The sequence below is a fragment of the Micromonospora sp. NPDC049230 genome (genome assembly GCF_040647875.1).
Taxonomy (GTDB): domain Bacteria; phylum Actinomycetota; class Actinomycetes; order Mycobacteriales; family Micromonosporaceae; genus Micromonospora.
In genome coordinates this window covers 263,467-288,867 of record NZ_JBEZCZ010000003.1, presented here as the reverse complement: position 1 = coordinate 288,867, position 25,401 = coordinate 263,467, and the positions used below count along the sequence as shown (strand labels likewise).

Genomic DNA, 25,401 nt, shown 5'->3' with positions numbered 1-25,401 from the left:
ATGGAACTCTTCACCGAGGGCGACCCGATCGCCGACACCAGGGCTCCCGCCGGCCCGGTCGAGAAGCGTTGGGAGACCCGACGCTTCGAGGCCAAGCTGGTCAACCCCGCCAACCGTCGCAAGATGACGGTGATCGTGGTCGGCACCGGCCTGGCCGGTGGCTCGGCCGCGGCGACACTGGCCGAGCAGGGCTACCACGTCAAGTCCTACTGCTACCAGGACAGCCCGCGCCGGGCGCACTCCATCGCGGCACAGGGCGGCATCAACGCGGCGAAGAACTACCGCAACGACGGCGACTCCGTACACCGGCTGTTCTACGACACCGTCAAGGGCGGCGACTTCCGCTCCCGGGAGTCGAACGTGCACCGGCTCGCCGAGGTGTCGGTCAACATCATCGACCAGTGCGTCGCCCAGGGTGTGCCGTTCGCCCGCGAGTACGGCGGCCTGCTGGACACCCGCTCCTTCGGCGGCGCCCAGGTGCAGCGCACCTTCTACGCCCGGGGCCAGACGGGCCAGCAGCTGCTGCTCGGCGCGTACCAGGCCCTGGAGCGGCAGATCGGCCTCGGCAACGTCGAGATGAACGCCCGGCACGAGATGCTGGAGCTGGTCATCGTCGACGGCAAGGCCCGGGGCATCGTCGTCCGCGACCTGGTGACCGGCGAGATCAGCACCGAGATGGCCGACGCCGTGGTGCTCGCCTCCGGCGGCTACGGCAACGTCTTCTACCTCTCCACGAACGCCAAGGGCTGCAACGTCACCGCCACCTGGCGGGCACACCGCAAGGGCGCGTACTTCGCCAACCCCTGCTACACGCAGATCCACCCGACCTGCATCCCGGTCTCCGGCGACCACCAGTCGAAGCTGACCCTGATGAGCGAGTCGCTGCGCAACGACGGCCGGGTCTGGGTGCCGAAGACCAAGGGCGACGACCGCAACCCGCGCGACATTCCCGAGGACGAGCGGGACTACTACCTGGAGCGGATCTACCCCTCCTTCGGCAACCTGGTCCCCCGCGACATCGCCTCCCGCGCCGCGAAGAACGTCTGCGACGAGGGCCGGGGCGTCGGCCCGACCAAGCTCGGCGTCTACCTCGACTTCGCCGACGCGATCGGCCGGCTCGGCCGCAAGGCCATCGAGTCCAAGTACGGCAACCTCTTCGAGATGTACGAGCGCATCACCGGCGAGGACCCGTACGAGGTGCCGATGCGCATCTACCCCGCCGTGCACTACACGATGGGCGGCCTGTGGGTCGACTACGACCTCCAGTCGAGCATCCCCGGCCTGTTCGTGATCGGCGAGGCGAACTTCTCCGACCACGGCGCGAACCGCCTCGGCGCCTCGGCGCTGATGCAGGGCCTCGCCGACGGCTACTTCGTCCTGCCCACCACGATCGCCAACTACCTGGCGTCGGGCGGTCTGGAGAAGGTCGACGCCAGCCACCCGGCGGCCGTCGAGGCCCGTACCGACGTCGAGGACCGGATCCAGCGACTGCTCGCGGTGAACGGCGACCGGACCGTGGACTCGTTCCACCGGGAGCTGGGCCAGATCATGTGGGAACACTGCGGCATGGAACGCAGCGAGGCCGGGCTGCGCAAGGCGATCGACGAGATCCGTGCCCTGCGTGAGCAGTTCTGGCAGCGGGTCAAGGTGTCCGGCACCGGCGAGGAACTCAACCAGTCGCTGGAGAAGGCCGGCCGCGTCGCCGACTTCTTCGAACTGGCCGAGCTGATGTGCGTCGACGCCCTGCACCGCGAGGAGTCCTGCGGTGGCCACTTCCGGGCCGAGCACCAGACCCCCGACGGTGAGGCGCAGCGCGACGACGACCGGTTCGCGTACGTGGCGGCCTGGGAGTTCACCGCCACCGGTGAACCCTCGGTGCTGCACAAGGAAGACCTGAAGTTCGAATACGTCCACCCCACGCAGCGGAGCTACAAGTGAACCTGACCCTGCGCATCTGGCGCCAGAAGGGCCCTGAGGACAAGGGTCGGATGGTGACCTACCCGGTCGACGACGTGTCCCCCGACATGTCCTTCCTGGAGATGCTCGACGTACTCAACGAGCGGCTGATCCTCGCCGGCGAGGACCCGGTCGCCTTCGACCACGACTGCCGCGAGGGCATCTGCGGCATGTGCGGCCTGATGATCAACGGTGACGCGCACGGACCGCAGCGCGGCACCACCGCCTGCCAGCTGCACATGCGGCAGTTCACCGACGGTGAGACGATCGACATCGAGCCGTGGCGGGCCAGCGCCTTCCCGGTCATCAAGGACCTGGTCGTCAACCGGGGCGCCTTCGACAAGATCATCGCCGCCGGCGGTTACATCACCGCACCGACCGGCAGCGCGCCCGAGGCGCACTCCACCCCGGTCGCCAAGGCCAACGCGGACGCCGCCTTCGAGTCGGCGGCCTGCATCGGCTGCGGCGCCTGCGTGGCAGCCTGCCCCAACGGCTCCGGCATGCTCTTCACCGCCGCCAAACTCACCCAGCTCTCGCTGCTGCCGCAGGGCCAGCCGGAGCGCTACACCCGGGTCATCGGCATGGTCGACGCGCACGACGAGGCCGGCTTCGGCGGCTGCACCAACGCCGGCGAGTGCACCCCGGCCTGCCCGAAGGGCATTCCACTGAACACCATCGGCCGCCTCAACCGCGACTACCTCGCGGCCACCGCCAAGGGCGCCGGCAACACCCCCGGCTCCTGAGGCGCCACACCACCCGGACCGCCGTGCCCCGCATCATCGGGGGTACGGCGGTTTGGCGTTCGCGGTCCCGTCTTTGGTCGCGGTCCCGTCTTTGGTCGCGGTGGGGCTGGGGCGGCCGTCCCCGGCTCCGGGCGGTCAGGCTTGCTCCCTCCGCCGGGGACGGTCGCCCTGACGTTGGTCACGGTCCGTCCGCCGGTTGCGCTCTCCGCCGGTTGCGCTCTTCCGGTGGTACGCCGACGCCTGCCGAGCACCGACGCGCCAGGAACCCAGCCCAGGCGAACCGACCGCGCACACTCCGGCCCGCACCGCATCGCGCTCCGCACCGCCCTGTCCTCGTCGCTTTGCCTCGCCCTCGTCCCTTTGCCCCGTCACGTCCACTCGGGTTTCAGGAAGTCGCGCCATCGCCGGGCCTTGGATACCGCGACTTCAAGAAACACGAGTCGATCAACTCGGCCTTGCCCTGGAGAACGCGCCAGTCGGCCTGACAAAAGGGGCGAGGAGGGCGGATCGCGGGTCCTGTGGGTCGCCGATCGGCGCCGGAAGCGCACGGCGGACACGACCGACGGGCCAGCGCAGCGAGAACACGGGCAGACGCACCAGCAGACCAGGGCCGGAAGCAACGAACGGTCCGCACCAACGGGCCAGGGCAGGACAGCAACCACCGACCAGACCCAACCGACACCAGGACCAACGCGGACCACCTGAGCCAGGAGGGCGCGAACCGTGGCCCTCGGGCGCGGCCGGTTCAACTCATCTCTCGCGGGTAGCAGTCAGGCAGCGACCAAGGGAGGCGACAAGTCATGAAGGCGTTGACGTGGCAGGGCAAGCGGGACGTACGGGTCGAGGAGGTGCCGGACCCGCGGATCGAGGAACCGACCGACTCGATCGTGAAGATCACGTCGACCGCGATCTGCGGCTCGGACCTGCACCTGTACGAGGTGCTCGGGCCGTACCTGAAGCCCGGTGACGTCCTGGGTCACGAACCGATGGGCATCGTCGAGGAGGTCGGGTCGGAGGTGACCGGGCTCCGGCCGGGCGACCGGGTGGTGGTGCCGTTCAACATCTCCTGCGGCAGTTGTTGGATGTGTAGCCGGCAGCTCTACGCGCAGTGCGAGACCACCCAGGTCACCAGTGAGGGCAAGGGCGCGTCGTTGTTCGGGTACACCTCGCTCTATGGTTCGGTGCCCGGCGGGCAGGCCGAGTACCTGCGGGTCCCGCAGGCCCACTTCGGCCCGATCAAGATCCCGCAGACCGGTGTCGACGAGCGCTACCTCTACCTGTCCGACATCCTGCCCACCGCCTGGCAGGCGGTGAAGTACGCGGACACCCCGCCGGGCGGCACCCTTGCCGTGTTCGGGCTGGGCCCGGTCGGGCAGTTCTGCGCCCGGATCGGCCGTCATCTCGGCGCGGGCCGGGTGATCGGGTTGGACCTGGTGCCGGAGCGGCTGGAGTTGGCCCGCCGGCACGGCATCGAGGTGCTCGACGTGCGCGAGTTGTCCGACGTGCCGGGCGCGCTGATCGACCTGGTCGACGGGCGTGGCCCGGACGCGGTGATCGACGCCGTCGGCATGGAGGCGCACGGCTCGCCGGGCGGCAAGCTGGCCCACGCGGCCGTCGGGCTTCTGCCGGACAAGCTGGCCCAGGTGATGACCGACAAGGCCGCCATGGACCGGCTGTCGGTGCTGCATGCCGCCGTCAAGGCGGTCCGCCGTGGCGGCACCGTGTCGATCTCCGGTGTCTACGGCGGTGAGGTGGACCCGATGCCGCTGATGGAGATGTTCGACCGGGGCATCCAACTGCGGATGGGGCAGTGCCACGTGCGCCGGTGGACCGACGAGATCCTGCCGCTGCTCTCGGGTGACGACGATCCGCTCGGCGTGGAGGACCTGCGTACCCACCGGTTGCCGCTGGCGCGCGCTCCGCAGGCGTACGAGATGTTCCAGAAGAAGGAGGACGGCTGCATCAAGGTCGTACTCGAACCGTGAGCCGGGTGGTGGTGGTCGTCGGCGCGAGCAGCGGGGTCGGCCGGGCGACAGCCCGGGCGTTCGCCGAGCGCGGCGACCACCTCGTCCTCGCCGCCCGTGCCACCACGACCCTTGCCGAGGTACGCGCCGAGTGCGCCGACGTCGACGTGCTGACCGTACCGACCGACGTCACCGAGCCGGGCGCGTCGCAGGCGCTGGCGGACGCGGCGATCGGTCGGTTCGGCCGCATCGACGTCTGGGTGCACACGGCGCGGGCGGCCCGGGCCATCGTGGACTGTGTGGACCGGCCGCGCCGGGAGGTCTCCGCGGGTCGGCTCAACGTGGTGCTGCGCGCCGGCTTCACCGTACTGCCGGGGGTCTACGACGTGTTGGTCGGGCCGTTGATGCGGGCGATGGGCCTCAGTGGGCGGTCGGTCGCCGCGCACGACGGCTCGGTCTTCGCCCCGAACCCGGCCGGCGAGGCGGTACGCGGCGGTCACCTCCCCGACCTGCGGCAACTCCTGTTCGGACCGGTTGGTGCGGTTGGCACCGCATTGCGCCGGCGGTTCGGCTGATCTGTTCGGGACTGTTTGCGACTGTTTGGAGTGGTCGTGCGTCGATCAACTCGCCTAGGGTGGTGGGCCAGCAAGCGCTCTGGCGCTCCACTATGGGGGAGACGATTGACAATGCGACTGAATCGCAGGACCGCACTCGGGTTGGGCACGATGGCCACCGCGGGCACTGTGCTGGGTGCCGCCGCTCCGGCGAGTGCCGCCGAGAGCACCGAGGCCGCGCCGACCACCCCCGCCCGGGCCGCCACCCGGGTTGCCTCGATCTTCAGCAGGCACAGCACCGAGGCCGGTGGCAACTGGCAGGCGTACATCAGCGTGGCCGGCACGGCCGGCACGCCGGTGGTCGCGGTGGCGGCCGACGCGGACCGGCGGATCGAGGCGTACAGCGTCAACAAGATCGCGGTCGCCACCGCGGTGCTCGACAAGGTCGACCGCGGGCTGCTCACCCTGGACCAGCAGGTCGAGGTGACAGCGGCGATCGTCGTGCCGGGCGGTGACGGCATCTTCAGCCTGGACGGCGCGTACCCCAGCAAGGTGACGATCGGGCACGTGCTGGCCAACCTGCTGACCGTGTCCGACGACACCGCGGTACGGCTGTGTGGCCTGGTCGCCCCCGCCGCCGAGATCAACTCCATCCTGGTCGCCAAGGGCTTCCCGAACACCCAGGTCGAGCCGGTGGCCAACCCCAACCGGTTCTTCCTCGGCACCAGCACCCCGCGCGAGACGCACGACCTGCTGCGCGCCCTGGTCGGCGGCACGCTGCTGTCGCCCGCCTCGACGACGTACCTGTTGGGCATCCTGCGTTCGCCGGTGGCGTTCACCGACGGCATCCGGCGCACGATGTCCTCCGACGAGCGGGCGCGGATCGCCACCAAGGCCGGCTGGTACGCCGACGCCCGGCACGAGGCCGGCGTGATCTTCGACCGTTCCGGCGCGGCGGTGCTCACCTACGCGCTGTTCGCCGACGGTCAGGCTGACCCGGACAACTTCGGCGCCACCCACCCGGCGGTGCAGGCCCGCGCGGCCATGGGCCCCAAGTTCCTGGCCGCGGTGGACCGCATCGCGGGCGCGGGCAAGACGTTCCGGATCACCGCCCGCCGCCCCAGCAACGGCGGCTAGCAGGTTAAAGATCAAGCTAGGAGCCTGCTCGAAGCCCCTGGCCCGGCGCAGGCCGGCCAGGGGCTTCGACACTCCCGCCCCGGCCCCGACCGACCCGGCGCGGCGACCGCCGAGGCACCGTTCGGCGCGGGTGACTACCGTGTAGGGCGGACACGGCGGAGGGACGGCAATGGCACGAGCGCGGAGCACGGACGTCGAACGGTCGCTCGGGCGACGGATGCGGGGCGCGGCGGGCCTGGCCGCGCTCGCCGGCCTGGCCTGGGTAGCCCGGGATGTGCCAGCGGCCCTCGGTGGCCGACTCAGCGGGGCCCGGGCCGAACGCGCGGCCCGCTCACCCCAGTTCCGCGAGGGCACCTTCCACAACCGGGCCGGCGCCCACAGCATGATCGCCGAGCCGGGGCGCAACCTGCTCCGCGAGCTGATCTTCGGCAAGCAGAAGCGGCGGCCCACCGCGCCCGTGCCGCTGCTGCGCCCCAGCGCCGGCACGGCCGACGCCGCCGACGAGCTGAACATCGTCTGGTACGGGCACGCCTCGACGCTCATCGAGATCGAGGGCCGGCGGGTGCTGCTCGACCCGGTGTGGAGCGACCGCTGCTCACCGTCCGGGCTGGTCGGCCCGCGTCGGCTGCACGAACCACCGGTACGCCTCGACGAACTGCCCCCGTTGGACGCCATCCTCATCTCGCACGACCACTACGACCACCTCGACATGGCCACCGTGCGAGCGCTGCTGGCCGGGCAGTCCGCGCCGTTCCTGGTGCCGCTCGGTGTGGGCGCGCACCTGGACCGCTGGGGCGTACCGGCCGAACGGATCATCGAACTGGACTGGTCCGAGTCGCACCGGGTCGCCGGGCTGAAGATCACCGCTACCGCCGCCCAGCACTTCTCCGGTCGGGGGTTGCGCCGCGACGGCACCCTGTGGAGCTCCTGGGTGGTGGCCGGGGAGCGCCGCCGGGTCTTCTACACCGGCGACTCCGGCTACTTCGACGGGTACGCGGAGATCGGTGCCGAGCACGGCCCGTTCGACGTGACGCTGATGCAGATCGGCGCGTACGACAGGGCCTGGCCGACCATCCACATGTTTCCCGAGGAGGCCGTCAGCGCCCACCTCGACCTGCGCGGTGGGCTGTTCGTCCCGGTGCACTGGGCGACGTTCAACCTGGCCCTGCACGACTGGTCCGAGCCGGTCGACCGGCTGTGGGCCGAGGCGAAGGCCCGCGACGTGCGGCTCGCCGTGCCCCGCCCCGGGGAACGGGTCGTGGTCGACGAGCCGCCCGCCGTCGACGGCTGGTGGCAGGCCATCGCCTGAACCAGGCCAAGGCAGGCATCGCCTGAACCAGGCCAAGGCAGGCATCGCCTGAACCAGGCCAAGGCAGGCATCGCCTGAGGGGGCCGGCCGCTCAGAGCACGAACGCGTCGGTCCAGAGCGCACCGGAGCGGCCGGACAGCGCGTCCAGCATGGCCACGGCCTGACCGTCGGTGAGCTGCGCGACGAAATCCACGATGGCCCGGCCACGGGCCCGCCCGATCCGGTCCGGAGTACGCGGGTGCAGCTCCGCCTCGGCCAACTCGACCAGGTCGTGCAGTCGGCGGGGCAGCCGGGACTCCTCCTCCGGGTCGAGCAGCCACTCCCAGAGCGCCTCGACCAGGGTGCCCAGCAGTCGGGCCTGGCCGCGCTGGTGCAGGGCGAGATCCGGGCGGGCCAGCACGAAGCGGTGGTGGACGAACTTGAGCACCTGCACCTCGTGCCACTGCGCGCCGTCGAGGAGCACGTACCCGGAGCGCACCGAGGGCGCGTCGGTCACCGTGATCGCCTCGACGAAGCGCGTGGACCAGCGGGCGGAGAACCGCGCCACGTACTGCTCGGCTTCGATCGAGCCGTCGAACGGCATCGCCAGCAGCCCGTCGACCAACTCCTCACGGACGTGCTCGACGGCGGCGGCGAAGGCGTCGTCGTCGGCGATCCAGGCGTCCTTGCGGTGCAGCTGCCGACGGAGCCGCTCGATCGCCGCACCGGGTCGTCGCGCCGCGGTGGCCAGCGCGGCGTCGGTGATCGCCCGGAGCTGCCCGCTCTCGCGCTGCCAGGCCATCAGCTCGGCGGAGACCGACCCCTGCTGGAGCACACCGACGCGGTAGAAGTCCTCCACGTCGTGGATGGCGTACGCGATGTCGTCGGCGGTGTCCATCACGGACGCCTCCACTGTCTGCTGCCAGTCCGGGATGCGACCGGTGAACGGCTCCCGCGCCTGCCGCAGGTCGTCCAGCTCGGTGCGGTACGCGCCGAACTTCGACGAGCCGCTCTCCGGGTCGTCCGGCGGCGGGGTGGCTCCGCGCGGTGGCGGGTCCATGGTGCGGGGGTGCGGGTCGGGGTGGTCCAGCCGGGTCCACGGGTACTTCAGCATCGCCGCGCGGACCGCCGCGGTCAGGTCCAACCCGGTGGTGGCCGCTCCCCGGATCTCGGTGCTGGTGACGATCCGGTACGACTGGGCGTTGCCCTCGAAGCCGTCGGCGAGGCCGAGGCGCTGGCGGGCCAGCCGGTCCAGCACCCGCTCCCCCAGGTGCCCGAACGGCGGGTGACCGAGGTCGTGGGCGAGCGCGGCGGCCTCCACCACGTCGGGGTCGCAACCGCCAAGCTTGTCCAGCAGGTCACGCCGCCGCTCGTCGGCGTTCAGCCGCTCGGCTACCGCCCGCGCGACCTGGGCGACCTTCAGGCTGTGGGTGAGTCGGTTGTGCACCAGCAACCCGGAGCCGACCGGGCTGATCACCTGGGTGACACCGCCGAGGCGGGCGAAGAACGGCGAGCCGACGATCCGGTCCCGGTCGGCGCGGAACGGGTTGGCCGTCAGGTCGCCGAGGGCCCGGGCGCTGCCGCCGAAGAGCCGCCGGGCACGCGGCTCCGCAGGTGTTTCCATGATCGCCACGCTAGCGCAGGCCCGACTGCGGCGTCCGGGGGTCACCCCGGCCCGGCGGGACGGACCGACCCGACCGGGCGCGGCGACGTCGCCGGGGGCCGCCGGGCAGAATGCAGGCGGTACCCGCTCGTGAAGGCGGATCGAGTCGAAGGCGGATCGAGATCGTGACCCAGTCTGTTCATCAGCGGATCGCCGACGAGCTCGGCGTGGCCGAGCGTCAGGTGCGGGCGGCCGTGGAGCTGCTCGACGGCGGCGCCACAGTGCCGTTCATCGCCCGTTACCGCAAGGAGGCCACCGGCCTGCTCGACGACACCCAGCTGCGCACGCTGGAGGAGCGGCTGCGCTATCTGCGCGAGCTGGACGAGCGACGGGCGGCGGTGCTGGAGTCCATCCGCGGCCAGGGCAAGCTGGACGAGGCCCTGGAAGCGCAGATCATGGCCGCCGACTCGAAGTCCCGGCTGGAGGACATCTACCTGCCGTACAAGCCGAAGCGGCGCACCAGGGCGCAGATCGCCCGGGAGGCCGGGTTGGCCCCGCTGGCCGAGACGCTGCTGGCCGACCCGAGCCAGGACCCGCGGGCCACCGCCGCCGGGTTCGTCGATGCGGACAAGGGCATCGCCGACGCCGCCGCCGCGCTGGAGGGCGCGCGGGCGATCCTCATCGAGACCTTCGCGGAGGACGCCGACCTGATCGGCACGCTGCGCGAGCAGATGTGGTCGCGGGGCCGGCTGGTTTCTCGGGTACGCGAGGGGCAGGAGGCGGCCGGCGCCAAGTTCGCCGACTACTTCGACTTCTCCGAGCCGTACCCGAAACTGCCCTCGCACCGCATCCTGGCCATGTTCCGGGGCGAGAAGGAGGGCGTGCTCGACCTGACCATGGAGTCGGAAGAGGCCGGCGAGGCGGACGCGGTGCCGACCGGACCGACCCGGTACGAGGCGGCCATCGCCGGCCGGTTCGGGGTGTCCGACGCGGGCCGACCGGCCGACCGTTGGCTGGCCGACACGGTGCGCTGGGCGTGGCGTACCCGGATCCTCATCCACCTCGGCGCGGACCTGCGGATGCGGCTGTGGCAGGCGGCCGAGGAGGAGGCGGTACGCGTCTTCGCCACCAACCTGCGCGACCTGCTGCTGGCCGCCCCGGCCGGCACCCGCCCGACGATGGGCCTGGACCCGGGCCTACGGACCGGCGTGAAGGTGGCAGTGGTGGACGCCACCGGCAAGGTGCTCGCCACCGACACCATCTACCCGCACGAGCCGCGCCGGCAGTGGGACGCGTCGGTCGAGACCCTCGCGCGGCTGGCCGGAGCACACGGGGTGGAGCTGATCGCCATCGGCAACGGCACCGCCTCGCGGGAGACCGACAAGCTGGCCGCTGACCTGATCAAGCGGCACCCGCAGCTCAACCTGACCAAGGTGATGGTCTCCGAGGCTGGCGCGTCGGTCTACTCCGCCTCCGCGTACGCCTCGCAGGAGCTGCCGGGGATGGACGTGTCGCTGCGGGGGGCGGTGTCCATCGCCCGCCGACTCCAGGACCCGCTCGCCGAGCTGGTCAAGATCGATCCACGGTCGATCGGCGTCGGGCAGTACCAGCACGACCTGTCCGAGGTGAAGCTGTCCCGGTCGCTGGACGCGGTGGTGGAGGACTGCGTCAACGCGGTCGGGGTGGACGTCAACACCGCCTCCGCCCCGCTGCTGACCCGGGTCTCCGGGATCGGCGCCGGCCTGGCCGAGAACATCGTGTTGCACCGGGACGCCAACGGGCCGTTCCGCTCGCGTACCGAGTTGAAGAAGGTGGCGCGGCTCGGGCCGAAGGCGTTCGAGCAGTGCGCCGGCTTCCTGCGCATCCCCGACGGCGACGACCCGCTGGACTCCTCCAGCGTGCACCCCGAGGCGTACCCGGTGGTGCGCCGGATCCTCGCCAGCACCGGGCAGGACCTGCGCTCGGTGATCGGGAGGAGCGCGATCCTGCGCGGGCTGCGGGCCACCGACTTCGTCGACGACCGGTTCGGCCTGCCCACCGTCACCGACATTCTCGCTGAGCTGGAGAAGCCGGGTCGTGATCCCCGGCCGGAGTTCCGCACCGCCACCTTCGTCGAGGGGGTGGAGAAGATCGGCGACCTGACCCCGGGCATGGTGCTGGAGGGTGTGGTCACCAACGTGGCCGCGTTCGGCGCCTTCGTGGACGTCGGGGTGCACCAGGATGGCCTGGTGCACGTGTCGGCGATGTCCCGGACCTTCGTCAAGGACCCCCGCGAGGTGGTCAAGTCCGGTGACGTGGTGCGGGTGCGGGTGCTCGACGTGGACGTACCCCGGAAGCGGATCTCGCTGACCCTGCGCCTGGAGGACGACCCGGCCGGTGGTGGCGCTGGTGGTCGGACGGGCCAGGAGGGGCGCGGCGGCCCGGCCCAGCGCGGGCCGCAGGGCGGTCGCGGCGGGCCGGCGGGGTCCGCCGGTCGCGGCGGGTCCAGCAGCCAGGGCGGGTCCGGCGGTCGCGGCGGGTCCAGCAGCCAGGGCGGGTCCGGCGGTCGCGGCGGCCAGGGCGCACGGGGCGGGCAGCAGCGGCAGGGCGCACCGGCACCGGCCAACGACGCGATGGCGGAGGCTCTGCGCCGCGCAGGACTCGCCTGATCCGTCGGCCGGCGCGAGGAAGCGCCCGGAATGCCCCAAGATGGGACGGTCATCCTCGGCCCGCCCGCGACAGCATCCGAACCGAACCCCCACCCCACCCCCACCGTCGATCATGGAGTTGTTGTCACGACACGCCGGCCGCGGTGGCTATAACCCCATGATCGACGGAGGGGTGGGGGTGGGGGCGGCGGGAAACCGGCTCGCGCGGCGGCGGGGCTTGGGGGGATGATCACGCGGTGCGGATGCATGCCGATCAGGTTGATGTGCGCGCGGACGTGGTTGCCGCGCTGGTGGCCGAGCAGTTTCCGCGTTGGCGGGGCCTGCCGGTCCGGCCGCTCCCCTCGGCAGGCACGGTGAACGCCCTGTTCCGGCTCGGTACGGAGTTCGTGCTGCGGTTTCCGCTGCGGCCCACCGCCGATCCTGAGCTGGGCGCCGCCCTGCGGCGGGAGCAGGAGCACGCCGTGCTGCTCGCCGCGCACCTACCGGTCGCGGTGCCCGAGCCACTCGGCCTCGGTGCGCCGGGCGACGGGTACCCGGGGCCGTGGACGGCGTACCGGTTCATTCCCGGGGAGACGGCGCAGCCGGACCGGATCGGCGACGCCGACGTCTTCGCCCGCGACCTGGCCGCTGTCGTGGCCGCCCTGCACGCCATCGACAGCGGCGGACGGTCGTGGTCCGGGTCCGGTCGGGGTGGGCCGCTGGCCGACAAGGATGCCGGCGTACGGGCTGCCCTCGCCGTCAGTGGCGAACTCACCGACACCGCCGCGCTCGCCCGGGTGTGGGACCGGTGCCGGCAGGCGGGTCGGGTCGACCCGGCCGACGTGTGGATCCACGCCGATCTGATGCCGGGCAATCTGCTGGTCCGCGATGGTCGCCTGGTCGCGGTCATCGACCTGGAGTCGGTCAAGGTCGGTGACCCGGCGGTGGACCTGATGCCGGCGTGGAACATGTTCGACGCCGGGGCGCGGGAGACGTACCGGCGGGCGTTGGGCGTGGACGACGCCACCTGGGAGCGGGGGCGCGGCTGGGCGCTGGAACAGGCGATCAACGCGCTGCCGTACTACGTGGAGACGAACCCGGTGATGTCCGGCATCGCCCGGCGCACCCTGCTGGCCGTACTCGACTGAGTCGGGTCGCGTACCGTCGGCTCGTGGGTGAGGGCGACGGCCGTGAGTGGCGGGAGCGGCAGCGGCAGGCGGTGCGGGCGCACGCCGACGCGGACGCGCGGCGGCGGGCCGCCGAGCAGTCGCAGGCGGCGGAGTTGGTGGCCTGGTTCGTGGCCGAGGCGACCCGTCGTGGGTTGCCCACCACCCGGCTGGTGGCCCGGGGCTACGACGGGCGCGGGCGCTACCGGACGAGACTGACCGGCTGGTACGTCGACCGGGCCGCGACCCGGGCGGTGGACGTGGACGGCCGGTTCCACCTGTTGACGGTGCCCGGCGGCGTGCGGGCCCGGCTGTTCGGGGTCGACCCGCAGCCCAGTCCGGCGCCGTTGGTGATCGGGGCGGGAGGCCGCGACGGCGAGTCGATCCCGTTGCGGACGCTGCTCACCCGGCTGCTGGAGGACGGGCCCCACACCCGGTAGGCGACGGCCACCGACAGCCTGCCGGCCACGGCCGGCGGGAGACGCCGACACGCGGCAGCGCCACGCCGTGCGGTGCCGGCCGGGCAATCACCACCGGGTGTCGCGCTCGTTCTCCCTGGTGTGGACGTGTCGGCGCACTCTGCCGGCCGCGTCCGGTGGCCAGCCGGCAGTGACCTCCGATCGGGTGGAGTCGCCACTTTGTTGGCCAAACCACTCATCGACCCCATACCGGCTGATACAACCATTGTGGTCTTTCCTATCGTCCGATCGGAGGCGCCATCCGTGGATCTGATCCACCACCGTCCGCCAGTGGCGCGCAGCGGCGGACCAGGCGTGGCCGACCCGGTCTTCCTCTCCCCGCCCGACGTCGGCGAGGTGGAGGAGTCCTACCTGCTGCGCGCCATCCGGGCCGGGCGCTTCGACCCGGACGGGCCGGAGCTGGGCGCGTTCGAGCAGGAGCTCGCCGCACGGGTCGGCGTGGGCCACGCGCTCGGGCTCTCCTCCGGCACCGCCGCCCTGCACCTGGCCCTGCTCGCCGTCGGCGCGGGGCCGGAGACCGTGGTGGTGGTACCCACGCTCACGTTCGCCGCCACCGCCAACGCGGTCACCTACACCGGCGCGGAACCGGTCTTCGTGGACTGTGACGCGTCCACCGGCAATCTCGACGTCGACCTGCTCTCCGACCTGCTCGGTCGTCTCGTCGAAGCGGGCCGACGCGTCGCCGCCGTGCTGAGTGTGGACATCAACGGCCGGTGCGCCGACTACGACAGGCTGCTGCCGCTCTGCGCGGCCATCGGCGTCCCGGTGGTGGAGGACGCGGCGCAGGCCCTCGGCTCGACCTACCGGGGGCGGTGTGCCGGCACGTTCGGCCGGGTCGGGATCTACTCGTTCAGCCACAACAAGGTGATGACCACCACGGGCGGCGGGATGCTGGTCTCCGACGACCCCGCACTTGTCGCCAGAGCCCGCCACCTGGCCACCCAGGCGCGTGAGCCGGTGTCGCACTACGAGCACCGCGACGTGGGCTACAACTACCGGCTCAGCACGTTGCTCGCCGCGCTCGGCCGCGCCCAGCTCACCCGACTGGATGCCATGATCGCCCGGCGGCGGGCCCTGCGCGACAGGTACGCGCGGCTCTTCGGCGGCGTGACCGGCACCCGGATCCTCGGTGCCGGTGATCCCGGCTCGAACTGTTGGCTGACCTCCGTCGTCGTCGAACCGGAGCGGACCGGCTGGCAGCCCGCCCACCTCGCCGAGCACCTGGCCAGCCACGGGGTGGAGTGCCGCCCGATGTGGAAACCGATGCACCGCCAACCGGTGTACGCCGACCGGCAGGTCGCCCGCACCGGTGTCGCCGACCACCTCTTCGCCACCAGCCTGTCCCTGCCCAGCGGCTCCGCCCTCACCGACGACCAGGTGGAGCGCGTGTTCGCCGCGATCACCGAGTTTCTGGACGGACACCGATGAACCGGCCCTACGACATCGTCAAACGAGTGCTGGACGTGGTCCTGGCCGCCGCCGGCCTGCTGCTGGCGTCGCCGGTGCTCGCCGCGGTGGCGCTGGCCGTCCTGGTGACCATGGGTCGGCCCGTGCTGTTCCGGCAGGCCCGCCCGGGTCGGCACGGTCAGCTGTTCCACCTGGTGAAGTTCCGTTCGATGACCGTCGGCGGCGAGGACCAGGCGCCGGCCAACGACGCCGCCCGGCTCACCACCTTCGGCCGGTGGCTGCGGACGACAAGCCTCGACGAGCTGCCCCAGCTGTGGAACGTGCTGCGCGGCGAGATGAGCCTGGTCGGGCCGCGTCCCCTGCTGCCTGCGTACCTGAGCCGCTACAGCCCGGAGCAGCTGCGCCGGCACGACGTCCGTCCCGGCATCACCGGCCTCCAACAGGTGTACGGGCGCAACGCGCTGAGCTGGGACGATCGCTTCGCCCTCGACGTGCGCTACGTGCGGCAGCGCTCGCTGGCCCTGGACCTGCGGATCCTGCTGCGCACGGTACGCACCGTCGTGCGCCGGGAGGGGATCACCGCGGCCGGTGCGGCCACCGCCCACGAGTTCCTCGGCCCGGCGGAGCTGGCCACCGTGCACGGGGTGCCCGGCCCGGCAAAGCCGGCCACCGTGCACGGGTTCCCCGGCCCGGCCGAACTGGCCGGCGCCGGCGGTCCTGGGCCGGCGGAGGCCCGCCGGTGAGCCTGGACATCGTCGTCGTCGGCTGCGGCGGGCACGGCCGGGAGGTGCTCGGCATCGTCCGGGCCGTCAACGCCGCCGCCCACGGCGGGCCGGTGTGGCGGGTACGCGGCTTCGTCGACGACAGGCCCAGCGAGGTCAACCTGAAGCGGGTACAGCGGCTGGAGGTGCCCTACCTCGGCGGCACCGCCTGCCTGGGCGAACAGCCCGCCGGCACCCACCTGGCGCTGGGCATCGGGGATCCGGCCGCCCGGCGGTCGGTGGACCAGCGGCTGGACGCGTACCGGCTGCCGGCGGCGGTGCTGGTGCACCCGGACGCCACAGTCGGCCCGGACACCGTCTACGGCGAGGGTCTGATCGTGTTTCCGGGCGCCCGGGTCACCACGAACGTCACACTCGGTCGGCACGTGCACCTCAACCAGAACAGCGCTGTGGCGCACGACTGCGAGGTGGGCGACCACGTGTCGGTCAACCCGTTGGCGGCGGTCTCCGGCGACTGCCACCTGGGCGACGGTGTGCTGATCGGGGCCGGTGCCGTGGTGTTGCAGACGCTGCGGGTCGGCCCCGGCGCCACCGTCGGCGCCGGGGCCTGTGTGGTCCGCGACGTACCCGCCGGCGCGGTGGTCAAGGGAGTCCCGGCCCGGTGAGCGTCGGCCCCCGCGCGAACCGTCCGCTCGGTGTCCGCCAGCTACGGATCGCGGTGGTGGTCAAGACCAACACCGGCGGGCTGTGGCTGCTGCCGCAGGTCGAGGAGTTGCGGCACCGGGGGCACGAGGTGACTGTCGTGCTGCCGCGGGGCGCCGGCCGGCTCACCGACGAGTTGGCGCACCGCGGTGTCGAGGTGCTCAGCTCCCCGTACGACTTCACCATGGGCCGGTACGCGCCCATCGGGCTGCTGCTGTTGCGCGCGTTGTTGCGCCGGCTGCGCCCGGACGTGGTGCAGTACCACCTGATCGCGTCGGCGTACGCGGTGCGGCTGGCCACCCTGGGCCTGCCCGTGCGCCGGGTGCACATGGTGGCCAACCCGGCGTACCTGGAGTCCCGGTTGGTCCGCTCGGTGGAGCGGTTGCTGTGGCGGCTGGACGACGTGCTGGTCTGCGGCTGCCGGTACGCCTCGGCCCGGTACGGCGAGTTGGGGTGTCCGCCGCACCGTCGCCCGGTCGCGGTGTACGGGGTGGACACCGACGCGTTCAGCCCGGACGCCACCGGAGCGGATCAGCGGGCCAAGCTGCGCGCCGAGTTGGGCATCGACCAGGGCGTGTTCCTGGCGGTGATGGTCGCGCACGTCTACCCGCCCAAGTGGTTGATCCACTCGGGTCGGGGGGTGAAGGGGCACGAGGTGCTGTTGGCCGCGTGGCGGACGTTCCGCCGCCGACACCCCGACGCGCACCTGCTGCTTGTCGGTGGCGGCTGGACGGCCGCCGGTGAGAACTACCGGCGGCAGCTCGGCGAGCGCTTCGGCATCGCCGGCGACCCGGGAATCACCTGGGTGGAGTCGTTTCCGGACGTGCGGCCCTGTTACGCCGCCGCGGATGTCAGCGTCTCCCCGTCGCTCGGTGACGGCCCTGGCGCGGCGGTCCAGGCTGGCGCGATGGGTGTGCCGAGCATCGTCAGCGCCGCCGGTGGCCTGCCCGAGGCGGTGACCGATCGCTGCGGCTGGGTCGTTCCGCCCGGTGATCCGGCGGCGTTGGTGGAGGCGCTCGACTCGGCGTACCGGGGTTGGGTCGCCGGCACCCTCAGCCTGAGCGGCCGGTTGGCCCGCCGCCACATCCTGACGTCCTTCGACGACCTGCGGGCTGCGGCCGAGGTGGCGGACATCGTGGAGGACGTGGCGGCCGGGCGGCGGTGAGCACGACGGCGGGCGGCCGGTGGTCGGTCCCGCCGGACCACCGACCGCCCGCCGCGGTGCCTCAGTGCCGGATGCCGGCCCAGTCGTGGTGCCGACGCACTGTGGAGAGGATGAAGTCGACAACCCGCCGGGAGGTGTCCGGCACCTGGTAGTCGACAGGGCAGGGCACGCCCTGCGCGGCGACCTGCGCCACCGTCACCTCGACCGCCTCGACCACGCCCTGCGGGTCGAGACCGGTCATGATGATCCCGCCGGCGTCGAGCGCCTCGGGGCGTTCGATGGACTCGCGCAGGGTGACCGCGGGAAAGCCGAGGATGGCGGCCTCCTCACTGATCGTCCCGCTGTCGGACAGGGTGCAGAACGCCTTGGTCTGTAGGTGCACGTAGTCGAGCAGACCGAACGGATCGTGGAAGGCGATGCCGTCCAGCGCGCTGGCGTCCGGGGCGAGTGCCTCCAGCCGTTTGCGGGTGCGCGGGTGGGTGGAGACCAGCACCGGGTAGCCCCATCGGTCGCGGACCGCGACCAGGCAGTCCAGCAGCCGCCGCAGCCGGTCGGGCCGGTCCACGTTCTCCTCCCGGTGCGCGCTGACCAGGAAGTAGCGGCCGCGATCCAGCTCCAGTTGACTGAGGATCGTCGAGCTGGCGATCGGTGCCCGGTAGTGCTCCAGCACCTCCCGCATCGGCGAGCCGGTGTGCAGGATCCGGCGCGGGTGCAGGCCCTCGGCGAGCAGGTTGCGCCGGGCGTGTTCGGTGTAGACCAGGTTGAAGTCGGCCACGTGGTCGACGAGTCGCCGGTTCGTCTCCTCCGGCACGTTGAGGTCGAAGCAGCGGTTGCCGGCCTCCATGTGGTAGACCGGCACCCGCATCCGGCGGGCCATCAGGGCCGCGATGCAGCTGTTGGTGTCGCCGAGCACGAGCAGCGCGTCGGGCCGCAGCTCGGCGATCGCCGCCTCCATGCCGACGAGCACTCCGCCGAGCACCCGGCCCAACGACGCGGTGTCCACGCGCAGGAACCGGTCCGGTTCGCGCAGCCGCAGCTCCTTGAAGAACACGTCGGAGAGGGTGCTGTCCCAGTTCTGCCCGGTGTGCACCAGCACGTGGTCGACCGTCTCGTCCAACCGGCTGAGCACCCGGGACAGTCGGATGATCTCGGGACGGGTGCCGACGACTGTCATCACGCGGGTCATCTGGTCTCCCTCCGCAGCTCGGTCACCGGACGCCCGCCGGCACCCGGTGCTCGTCACCGACCGGTTCCGGCCACGTGTCGGGCCGTTCCGGATCGAACAGCTCGTTGGTCCAGAAGAGGGTGAGCAGCTCGTCCGGGCCGGTGTTGGTGATGTTGTGCGCCCACATGGTCGGCATGTCGACGACCACGGGTTGCTCGCCGCTGACCGGAAACCGGAGAACGTCGGTGTCGCCGACCCGGCGCAGGCTGATCTCGGCGGTGCCGCGCAGCACCACGAACCGCTCCACCTTGGCCAGGTGGAAGTGCTCGCCCCTGGTGATCCCGGGTCGAGTGGTGGAGCAGAAGGTCTGCCCCGCTCCCCCGTGCGCCTTGACCGTCTCGACGAGTGCGCCCCGGGCGTCGGCCCGGGTGGGCAGGGCCAGCGGGTAGTGCGCCGGGAAGCAGTGCGACCGGTAGGTGTTGAACAGCCGGACGTCGTGCCTGTCGCGCAGCGGCGGGATCTCGCCGGTGCGGTAGGTGTCGGCGTACGAGGTGAGCTGGGCGGCGACGTCCCGGACCCCGATCCGCAGCGCCGGCATCGCCGGGTCCCAGGAGCCGCCCGCGGTGACGCCGGCCAGCCGGGCGGCGGCGTCGGTGACGTGCACCAGGTCCAGCTGCCGGTCGGCGTGCACCTCCGGCTGACCGCCGTCGGCGAGGACCCGGCAGAACGTGGCGACGGCCGAGTTGTACCAGGCTCGGCCGTGCTCGCCGTACAGGTTGGGCAGCAGCACGTCGTCCAGGGGCACGCCGGTCTCGGCGAGGATGCCGGCGGCGGTGGCCTTGGCGTCGCCGTAGGGGGTGCCGTTGCCGGCCTGCGTGGAGTTGGCGAAGACCACCTGGGCGGGCGGGTCCGGGCAGGCCCGCAGGCCGTTCGCGAGCTGGGCGGCGAGCTGGACGTTGCCGGCGGCCACGTCGGCGGGCTCACCCCGGTTGACCCCGGCCAGGTGCAGCACCCGGTCCGTTCCCGCGATCTTGCGGGCGACCACCGCCGGGTCGACCAGATCGGTGCGGGTCAACACGGTCGGCTCGGGCCAGCCGAGCGCGCGCAGCAGGACCCGCAGGTGCCACCCGAGGAAACCGCCGGCGCCGGTGACGGCGAGGCTCAGCACGCCAGCACCGGGTCCCGCAGCGCCAGCTCCGCCCGGATCTCCGGCAGCGACCTCAGCAGCCGCACCACGTCGGGTACGCCGAGTCGGGTGGCGTTCGCCGAGTTGAAGTCCTCCCCGGGTCGTTCGCCCAGCTCGCCCTCGGAGACGTAGAGCGCGTAGTTGAGGTCCCGTGCGTCCAACGGCACCCGGTAGAAGTCGCCGAAGTCGTCGGCCTGCGCCAACTCCTCCCGGCTCGCCAGGGTCTCGTGCGACTTCTCGCTGTGCCGTACGCCGATGATGTCCAGCTTGAACGGCACGTCGAAGAGCTGGCAGACCGCCTCGGCGAGATCGCTGATCGTGCAGGCGGCCGCCTTGCGGATGAACACGTCGCCGGGGCGGGCGTGGTGGAAGGCGTGCTCGACCAGGTCGACCGAGTCGGCGAGCGACATCAGGAAGCGCGTCATGGCCGGGTCGGTGACGGTGGGCGCGCGGCCCGCCTTGATCTGCTCGATGAAGAGCGGGATCACCGAGCCACGCGAGTACATCACGTTGCCGTACCGGACACAGGACACAGTGGTGGCGCTGTTCGGGTTGTTGCGGGCGTACGCCTGGGCCACCTTCTCCATCAGCGCCTTGCTCATGCCCATCGCGTTCACCGGGTAGACGGCCTTGTCGGTGCTGAGCACGACGACCGAGCTGACGCCGTTCTGCGCGGCGGCCTCGACCACGTTGCCGCTGCCGAGGATGTTGGTGCGTACCGCCTCCAGGGGGAAGAACTCGCAGGACGGCACCTGCTTGAGCGCCGCCGCGTGGAAGACGAAGTCGACGCCCCGCGTGGCCCGCACCACAGTGTCGATGTCGCGGACGTCGCCGACGTGGTAGCGCACCCGCCCGTCACCGATGGATCGCCGCATGGCGTCCTGCTTGGCCTCGTCCCGGCTGAGGATCCGCACCTCGGCGACGTCCCGGTCGAGCAGTCGTCGGGCCATGGTCTGTCCAAAGGATCCGGTCCCGCCGGTGATCAGCACCCGGCGGCCCGCGGTCATCACGCTCATCGGTTCTCCCGTTCGTCACCCGACGGGCGGTTCTCACCCGTCGACCCGGCGCGGCACAGCGCTACGCACCGTGGCGGGGGCACCGGTCTCCGGCGGTCAGGCGGAAGCCCCGCCGGATGCGGCACCCGGGTCAACGAGGGGCCCCAGCAGCAGATACGTGCGTGAGCCGCAAACGGGCCAAACGAGCCATAGGGCACTCAGAAAACATGTCGGTCTATGCAGTGATTTGGCCACTTCGTACCGTCACACCTGGTAGAAACGGTTCGGTGCCCCCGCGCCGGGCTACGGCCGGTGTCGGCGGACCACTCTCGGGCCAGTCAGGACACGAGCGATCACCGGACCGACCCCCCGAAGGGACTCCCATGCGCGGTCACTCGTCCGGCCCCGCTCGTCGCGGGTCGGCAGTGGTCGCCGCGTCGCGCCGGAGTGCCCGGACGCCGCGACGCGGTCCGGTCCGGGCCCACGCGGGGCGCACGCGGTGACCGACGCGCCACCGCGACACGGTCCGACGCACGCTCTGCGACACCACCGCGCCGGCGGCGCCCGGTTGACGCCCGCGCCGCTGACGCCCGCCGAACGGCGACCCGCGGCACACACCGGCCCCGTGCCTGTCGCGCCCACCGGCAGCCTGCCCGCCGTGCTGGTCCTCTGCGTGGCCGCCTACCTGGTGGCCCGGCCGCCGTGGTGGTCGTTCAACTACGTCGCGATCCTCGCCGTGGTGGCCATCGTGCTGACCGGCCGGCTGCCCCGGCTGCGGTCGGTCGACACCGTCGCGCTGCTCACCGCCGGTTGGGCCGCCGCCAGCCTGCTCTGGACGGGCCACCCCGACCTCACCGGGCCCGCCGCCTACCGTTATCTCTCGGTCTGCGTGCTCTTCGTGGCCTGCCGGCACGTCGTACGGGGACGACGGGACCTGCTGCTGGTCGGCTGGACCTTCCTGCTCGGCTGCGTGGTGGTCGCCGTCGAGGTGGTCACCGGCGCCCGCTCCCAGGGGCAGGTGCTGCTCTTCGCCGAGCGCTACGGCATCGACGGCAGGGAGGTGAACGGCACGGCGTACACCCTGGCCGTCGGGGTGGTGCTGGCCCTGGTGCTCGCCGCCGCCGGCGCGCACCGGCCGGTGCTGCGCCTCGCGCCGCTGGCCCTGGCCGTGCCGCTCGGGTACGGCGTGCTGCTCACCGGCTCGCGCGGTGCGGCGATCGGCATCGTGTTCGGTCTGGTCGCCGCGCTGGCCACCCGCGTGGCGCCCCGACTGACCGGGATCACCGTCGCCGGGCTCGCCACCGCGCTCGTCGTCCTGGTGCCGTTCGGGCTGGCGCCGAAGGCCGAGTTGCTCTGGCTCGACAACCTGTACGGGCGACCCACCGGCGACATCTCCGGACGCCTCTCAATCTGGCCGTACGCGCTGTCCACCTGGTCGGAGTCACCACTGAACGGATCCGGCGCGGGGGTGTTCATCAGCACCAACCCGTTCGACATCGGGCCGCACAACCTGCTGCTCACGGTCGGCAACGACCTGGGGCTGGTCGGCGTGCTGCTCTACTTCGGCGCGCTGGCCGCGGCGCTCGTCACCGCGGCCCGCACCGGTCCGGCCGGGCTGCTGCTGGCCTGCGCGTTCACCGGTGCCATGCTGCCGATCTGGCTGACCGGCCAGTGGGAGACGTCGCTCGCCTTCTGGTTGGTCCTGGCGCTCGTCACAGTGCTGCCGGGGATCTGGGGGCCGCCGCGTCCACCCGCGGCGCCCCGGCACTCGGCCGCCCGCCGCCCGCCTCCCGCAGCACCTCGGCGAAGCGGGCCGCCACCTGATCCGTGCGGTGGTGCCGCACCGCGTACGCCAGGCCGCGCCGACCGAGCCGAGCCCGAAGCCCGGCGTCGACGCAGAGCGGGGTGAGCGCGTCGACGAGGGCTCCCGGGTCGTCGCTGCCGACCACCGCGCCGGCGTCGGCCGCCGCCAGGTGCGCCATCGAGGCCAGTTCGGCCGGGCCGAACCCGAAGACGGGACGACCGGACGCCAGGTACTGCGGGATCTTGGTGGACAGCGAGTAGCGGGTGTAGCGGCGGTGCTCGGCGGCGAACGACTCGACGTGCACCAACACGTCGGACCGGCGCAGCACTCCGGCGACCTCGTCGCTGGCCAACGATCGACCCAGGTGCACAGTGGGCAGCCCGGTGAACGCGCCCGCGTACCGCGCGAGGTCGGTCGCCGGGGCGTGCACCGTCAACCGGGCCGGCGTGCCCTGGGCCGCCAGCCGGGCGACGGCCTCGCCGACCCGGCGCAGCGACCGCCACCGGTCCAGGTGCAGCCCACCCACGTAGACCAACTCGACAGCGGCCCCGTCCGGGCGGTCCGGCGCGCACGTGTCGGGGTCGGCGAAGTCCGCGGCGTCCACGCAGTTGCCGAAGGCGGCGAAGGGCAACCGGTAGCGGCGCTCGAACTCCTGGGCCATCGCCACGCTGATCCCCATCCCGTACGAGGAGTGCCGCAGGACGTCGCGGAAGCCGGCACGGACGGCGAGGCGGGGCAGCCCCAGCACCTGGCCGTCGGTGTAGAGGGTGGTGGGCCAGTCGTCCATGAAGTGCGGCACCAGGGGCACCCGGCACTCCTGCGCGGCGGCGACGGCGAGGCGCATCATCCGGATGCTGCCCAGCGTCGTGTAGACAACGTCCGGCCGCTGCTCGCGCAGCCACCGGCGGACGTCGTCGGGAATCCGGACCGGGCTGAGGTCGACGAACGCACGCAGTTGGGTGCGCAGCCGGGCACGCACCGGGCCAGGCCCCGGATCGCGCGCCGGTCGAGCAGCGCTGCCGAGACCGGCCGTCCCGGCCGGGCCGGCCAACCCGGCCGTGCCCGGCGACCCGGCCGTGCCCTTCACCAGGGCGCGGACCGGTCGGCGGACGCGTTCCCACTGCCGGAACAGGTGGTACTCCACCGGCGCGTTGCGCGGCGCGAACCGGGCGAACGTGCCGACGGCATCCGGGCCCGGGGCGCGGTCCTCGGCGTAGAGCTGGGCGAGGCGGTCCCCCGGCCAGCCGCTGAACAGGTTCGACAGGGTGATGCCGGTGCCGGTGGAGCGGTCGAACACGGCCGCGCTCACCACCAGCACGCGGGGATACTCGTCAGCGCGCACTGTCCTGAACCACTCTCTGCTCGACGACCGGGCCGCGGTGCGTCCGCAGCGTCCGGCGATACCCGTACAGCGCCGCCGGCACGACGGTCAGCGCGTAACCGGCAGCGCCGATCCAGGGCACGGCGGCGACGGCGATCCGGTCCGCCGCGTACCACTTGCCGAGCACCGACACCACCAGGAACGCCCCCCAGCCGACCAACTGTGGAACGAGGACACCGCCGGCGTTCTGCACCATGAACCGGGGCGAGAGCGCCGACTGGAGCAGCCACCAGACGCCCAACCCGGCCAGCAGCCACCGGTCGCCGCCCATCGGCACCGGCAGCCAGGCCGCGAAGAGCCACTCACCGAAGGCGACGAGTACGGCGGCCGGCAGGCCCGCGGCGAGCACTGACACCACTGTCATCCGGCGGGTGGTGCGGCGTACCCAGTCCACCTGGCCCTGGGCCAACGCCTCGCCGTTGGCCGGCCAGAGTGGCACGTTGACCAGGACGACGAGCTGGCCGAGTTGGGACAGCAGCTTGGCGGGCACCACGTAGCCGGCGACGGCGGACAGACCCAGCGCGTGCGCGATGATCAGCGTGTCGGCGTTGGTGGCGAACGAGATGACCACGGTCAGCAGGAAGAACAGCCCGCTGAGCCGGGTCAGTTCCACGGCGGCATGGGCCTGCACGGCCCTCGGCGTGGGCCGGATCCGCGGTTCCTGCCGACCGAAGAACCAGAGCGTGTTGAGCAGGTTGACAAGCAGCGGCGCGGCGACCGACAGGGCGACCACCAGCAGCGGCGACAGGCCGGCCCAGACCACGCCGAGCACCGCGCCGAGCGCGGCCAGACTGCCCGCGGTCTGCCAGACGTTGCTCCGGCCGACCTGCTGGTAGGCGTACTGGACGCGGGCGATCAGGCTGAGCGGCACGTTGAGCGCGAACGCGGTGAGACAGATCAACGCGATCATCCGGGTCTGTCCCGGGCTGACCTGACCTGTCACGTTGAACAGCGCCGACCAGGGCACCGCCCCGGCGAAGATCCAGAGCAGGCCGGTGAGGGTGAGCGCGAGCCCCGACAGGGTCAGGTACGCGCTGGAGATGTAGCGCCGGGCCTGGACCGTGTCGCCGTGCGCGTAGCAGGGGGCGAGCTTCGTCATCAGCCCGCTGCCCAGCCCCAGGTCGGCGAAGGCCGCCATGCCGGCCAGCGCCGCCACCGCCATCCACAGGCCGTACAGGTCGTTGCCGAAGTAGGGCAACGTGACAGGCACCAGCACGATCGGCACGACGAGCCCCGCCAGCCGACTGAGCAGCGCGGTCGCGACCCCGGAGACGAGCCGGCGGCCACGGTCGGCGCGGCGACGGTGCGCGCCCGGTGGGCGGGCGCGCCGGGTCCGCTCGACGACCCCGGACGACAT

General features: G+C 72.3%; 19 protein-coding genes and 1 pseudogene. 14 read left to right on the top strand and 6 right to left on the bottom strand.

The genetic code is table 11. From position 1 onward, the window contains the following. From AB0A95_RS04330 to AB0A95_RS04305, 6 genes are all read left to right on the top strand, one after another. Positions 1 to 1,938 (top strand): fumarate reductase/succinate dehydrogenase flavoprotein subunit, encoded by a 1,938-nt coding sequence (locus tag AB0A95_RS04330; RefSeq protein WP_357554124.1) that lies wholly within the window; start codon positions 1 to 3, stop codon positions 1,936 to 1,938. Further along, positions 1,935 to 2,699, top strand: a complete 765-nt coding sequence (locus AB0A95_RS04325) for a succinate dehydrogenase/fumarate reductase iron-sulfur subunit (protein WP_357245649.1) — start codon at positions 1,935 to 1,937, stop codon at positions 2,697 to 2,699. The genes AB0A95_RS04330 and AB0A95_RS04325 overlap by 4 nt, the downstream gene beginning before the upstream one ends. Positions 2,700 to 3,499: 800 nt before the next feature. Next, positions 3,500 to 4,684 (top strand): zinc-dependent alcohol dehydrogenase, encoded by a 1,185-nt coding sequence (locus AB0A95_RS04320; protein WP_357554123.1) that lies wholly within the window; start codon positions 3,500 to 3,502, stop codon positions 4,682 to 4,684. Continuing rightward, a complete protein-coding gene (locus AB0A95_RS04315) occupies positions 4,681 to 5,238 on the top strand; it encodes an SDR family NAD(P)-dependent oxidoreductase (RefSeq protein WP_357554122.1) in 558 nt (185 codons plus the stop codon). The genes AB0A95_RS04320 and AB0A95_RS04315 overlap by 4 nt, the downstream gene beginning before the upstream one ends. Before the next feature lie 111 nt (positions 5,239 to 5,349). After that, entirely contained in the window at positions 5,350 to 6,354 is a 1,005-nt protein-coding gene (locus AB0A95_RS04310) for a serine hydrolase (protein WP_357554121.1), read from the top strand. Between the two features lie 169 nt (positions 6,355 to 6,523). Beyond that, positions 6,524 to 7,663: an MBL fold metallo-hydrolase gene (locus AB0A95_RS04305; RefSeq protein WP_357554120.1), complete on the top strand. Its 1,140-nt coding sequence runs from the start codon at positions 6,524 to 6,526 to the stop codon at positions 7,661 to 7,663. A 91-nt stretch (positions 7,664 to 7,754) separates the two neighbouring features. Here the strand turns inward: AB0A95_RS04305 and dgt are convergent, their stop codons facing one another. Beyond that, positions 7,755 to 9,266 (bottom strand): dGTP triphosphohydrolase, encoded by a 1,512-nt coding sequence (dgt, locus tag AB0A95_RS04300; RefSeq protein WP_357554119.1) that lies wholly within the window; start codon positions 9,264 to 9,266, stop codon positions 7,755 to 7,757. A 164-nt stretch (positions 9,267 to 9,430) separates the two neighbouring features. Between dgt and AB0A95_RS04295 the strand changes: the two genes are divergently transcribed. The 7 genes from AB0A95_RS04295 to AB0A95_RS04265 all read left to right on the top strand — a co-directional run bounded on the left by AB0A95_RS04295 (position 9,431) and on the right by AB0A95_RS04265 (position 17,513). After that, a complete protein-coding gene (locus AB0A95_RS04295) occupies positions 9,431 to 11,893 on the top strand; it encodes a Tex family protein (protein ID WP_357554118.1) in 2,463 nt (820 codons plus the stop codon). A gap of 242 nt (positions 11,894 to 12,135) precedes the next feature. Then, positions 12,136 to 13,020 carry an aminoglycoside phosphotransferase family protein gene (locus AB0A95_RS04290; protein WP_357554170.1) on the top strand — a complete coding sequence of 295 codons (885 nt, stop codon included), beginning with the start codon at positions 12,136 to 12,138 and terminating at the stop codon, positions 13,018 to 13,020. A gap of 23 nt (positions 13,021 to 13,043) precedes the next feature. Then, a complete protein-coding gene (locus AB0A95_RS04285) occupies positions 13,044 to 13,478 on the top strand; it encodes a hypothetical protein (protein ID WP_357554117.1) in 435 nt (144 codons plus the stop codon). Positions 13,479 to 13,760: 282 nt separating this feature from the next. Beyond that, a complete protein-coding gene (locus tag AB0A95_RS04280) occupies positions 13,761 to 14,945 on the top strand; it encodes a DegT/DnrJ/EryC1/StrS family aminotransferase (RefSeq protein ID WP_357554116.1) in 1,185 nt (394 codons plus the stop codon). Next, the gene (locus tag AB0A95_RS04275) at positions 14,942 to 15,667 is read left to right on the top strand and encodes a sugar transferase (protein ID WP_357554115.1); all 726 of its coding nucleotides are present in this window, start codon (positions 14,942 to 14,944) and stop codon (positions 15,665 to 15,667) included. Before AB0A95_RS04280 ends, AB0A95_RS04275 begins: the two co-directional genes overlap by 4 nt. Beyond that, positions 15,664 to 16,311, top strand: coding sequence for an acetyltransferase (locus AB0A95_RS04270; RefSeq protein WP_357554114.1), 648 nt, complete (start codon positions 15,664 to 15,666; stop codon positions 16,309 to 16,311). Before AB0A95_RS04275 ends, AB0A95_RS04270 begins: the two co-directional genes overlap by 4 nt. Next, entirely contained in the window at positions 16,308 to 17,513 is a 1,206-nt protein-coding gene (locus AB0A95_RS04265; protein ID WP_357554113.1) for a glycosyltransferase family 4 protein, read from the top strand. Before AB0A95_RS04270 ends, AB0A95_RS04265 begins: the two co-directional genes overlap by 4 nt. Before the next feature lie 61 nt (positions 17,514 to 17,574). Here AB0A95_RS04265 and wecB read toward each other — a convergent pair whose 3' ends face one another. Genes wecB through AB0A95_RS04250 form a run of 3 tightly spaced genes read right to left on the bottom strand, consistent with a single transcriptional unit; the run spans position 17,575 to position 20,880 of the window. After that, entirely contained in the window at positions 17,575 to 18,699 is a 1,125-nt protein-coding gene (gene wecB / locus AB0A95_RS04260; protein ID WP_357554112.1) for a UDP-N-acetylglucosamine 2-epimerase (non-hydrolyzing), read from the bottom strand. A gap of 22 nt (positions 18,700 to 18,721) precedes the next feature. Further along, positions 18,722 to 19,846 carry an NAD-dependent epimerase/dehydratase family protein gene (locus tag AB0A95_RS04255; protein ID WP_357554111.1) on the bottom strand — a complete coding sequence of 375 codons (1,125 nt, stop codon included), beginning with the start codon at positions 19,844 to 19,846 and terminating at the stop codon, positions 18,722 to 18,724. After that, a complete protein-coding gene (locus AB0A95_RS04250) occupies positions 19,840 to 20,880 on the bottom strand; it encodes a polysaccharide biosynthesis protein (RefSeq protein ID WP_357077563.1) in 1,041 nt (346 codons plus the stop codon). Before AB0A95_RS04250 ends, AB0A95_RS04255 begins: the two co-directional genes overlap by 7 nt. 478 nt (positions 20,881 to 21,358) lie before the next feature. On the opposite strand from AB0A95_RS04250, the pseudogene AB0A95_RS04245 reads away from it, so the two are divergent. Continuing rightward, a pseudogene (locus tag AB0A95_RS04245) lies at positions 21,359 to 22,411 on the top strand (O-antigen ligase family protein); the annotation flags it as partial. A 160-nt stretch (positions 22,412 to 22,571) separates the two neighbouring features. Here AB0A95_RS04245 and AB0A95_RS04240 read toward each other — a convergent pair. Both AB0A95_RS04240 and AB0A95_RS04235 read right to left on the bottom strand, forming a co-directional pair. Then, positions 22,572 to 24,005, bottom strand: coding sequence for a glycosyl transferase family 1 (locus tag AB0A95_RS04240; RefSeq protein ID WP_357554110.1), 1,434 nt, complete (start codon positions 24,003 to 24,005; stop codon positions 22,572 to 22,574). Continuing rightward, positions 23,995 to 25,401 (bottom strand): lipopolysaccharide biosynthesis protein, encoded by a 1,407-nt coding sequence (locus AB0A95_RS04235; protein WP_357554109.1) that lies wholly within the window; start codon positions 25,399 to 25,401, stop codon positions 23,995 to 23,997. Before AB0A95_RS04235 ends, AB0A95_RS04240 begins: the two co-directional genes overlap by 11 nt.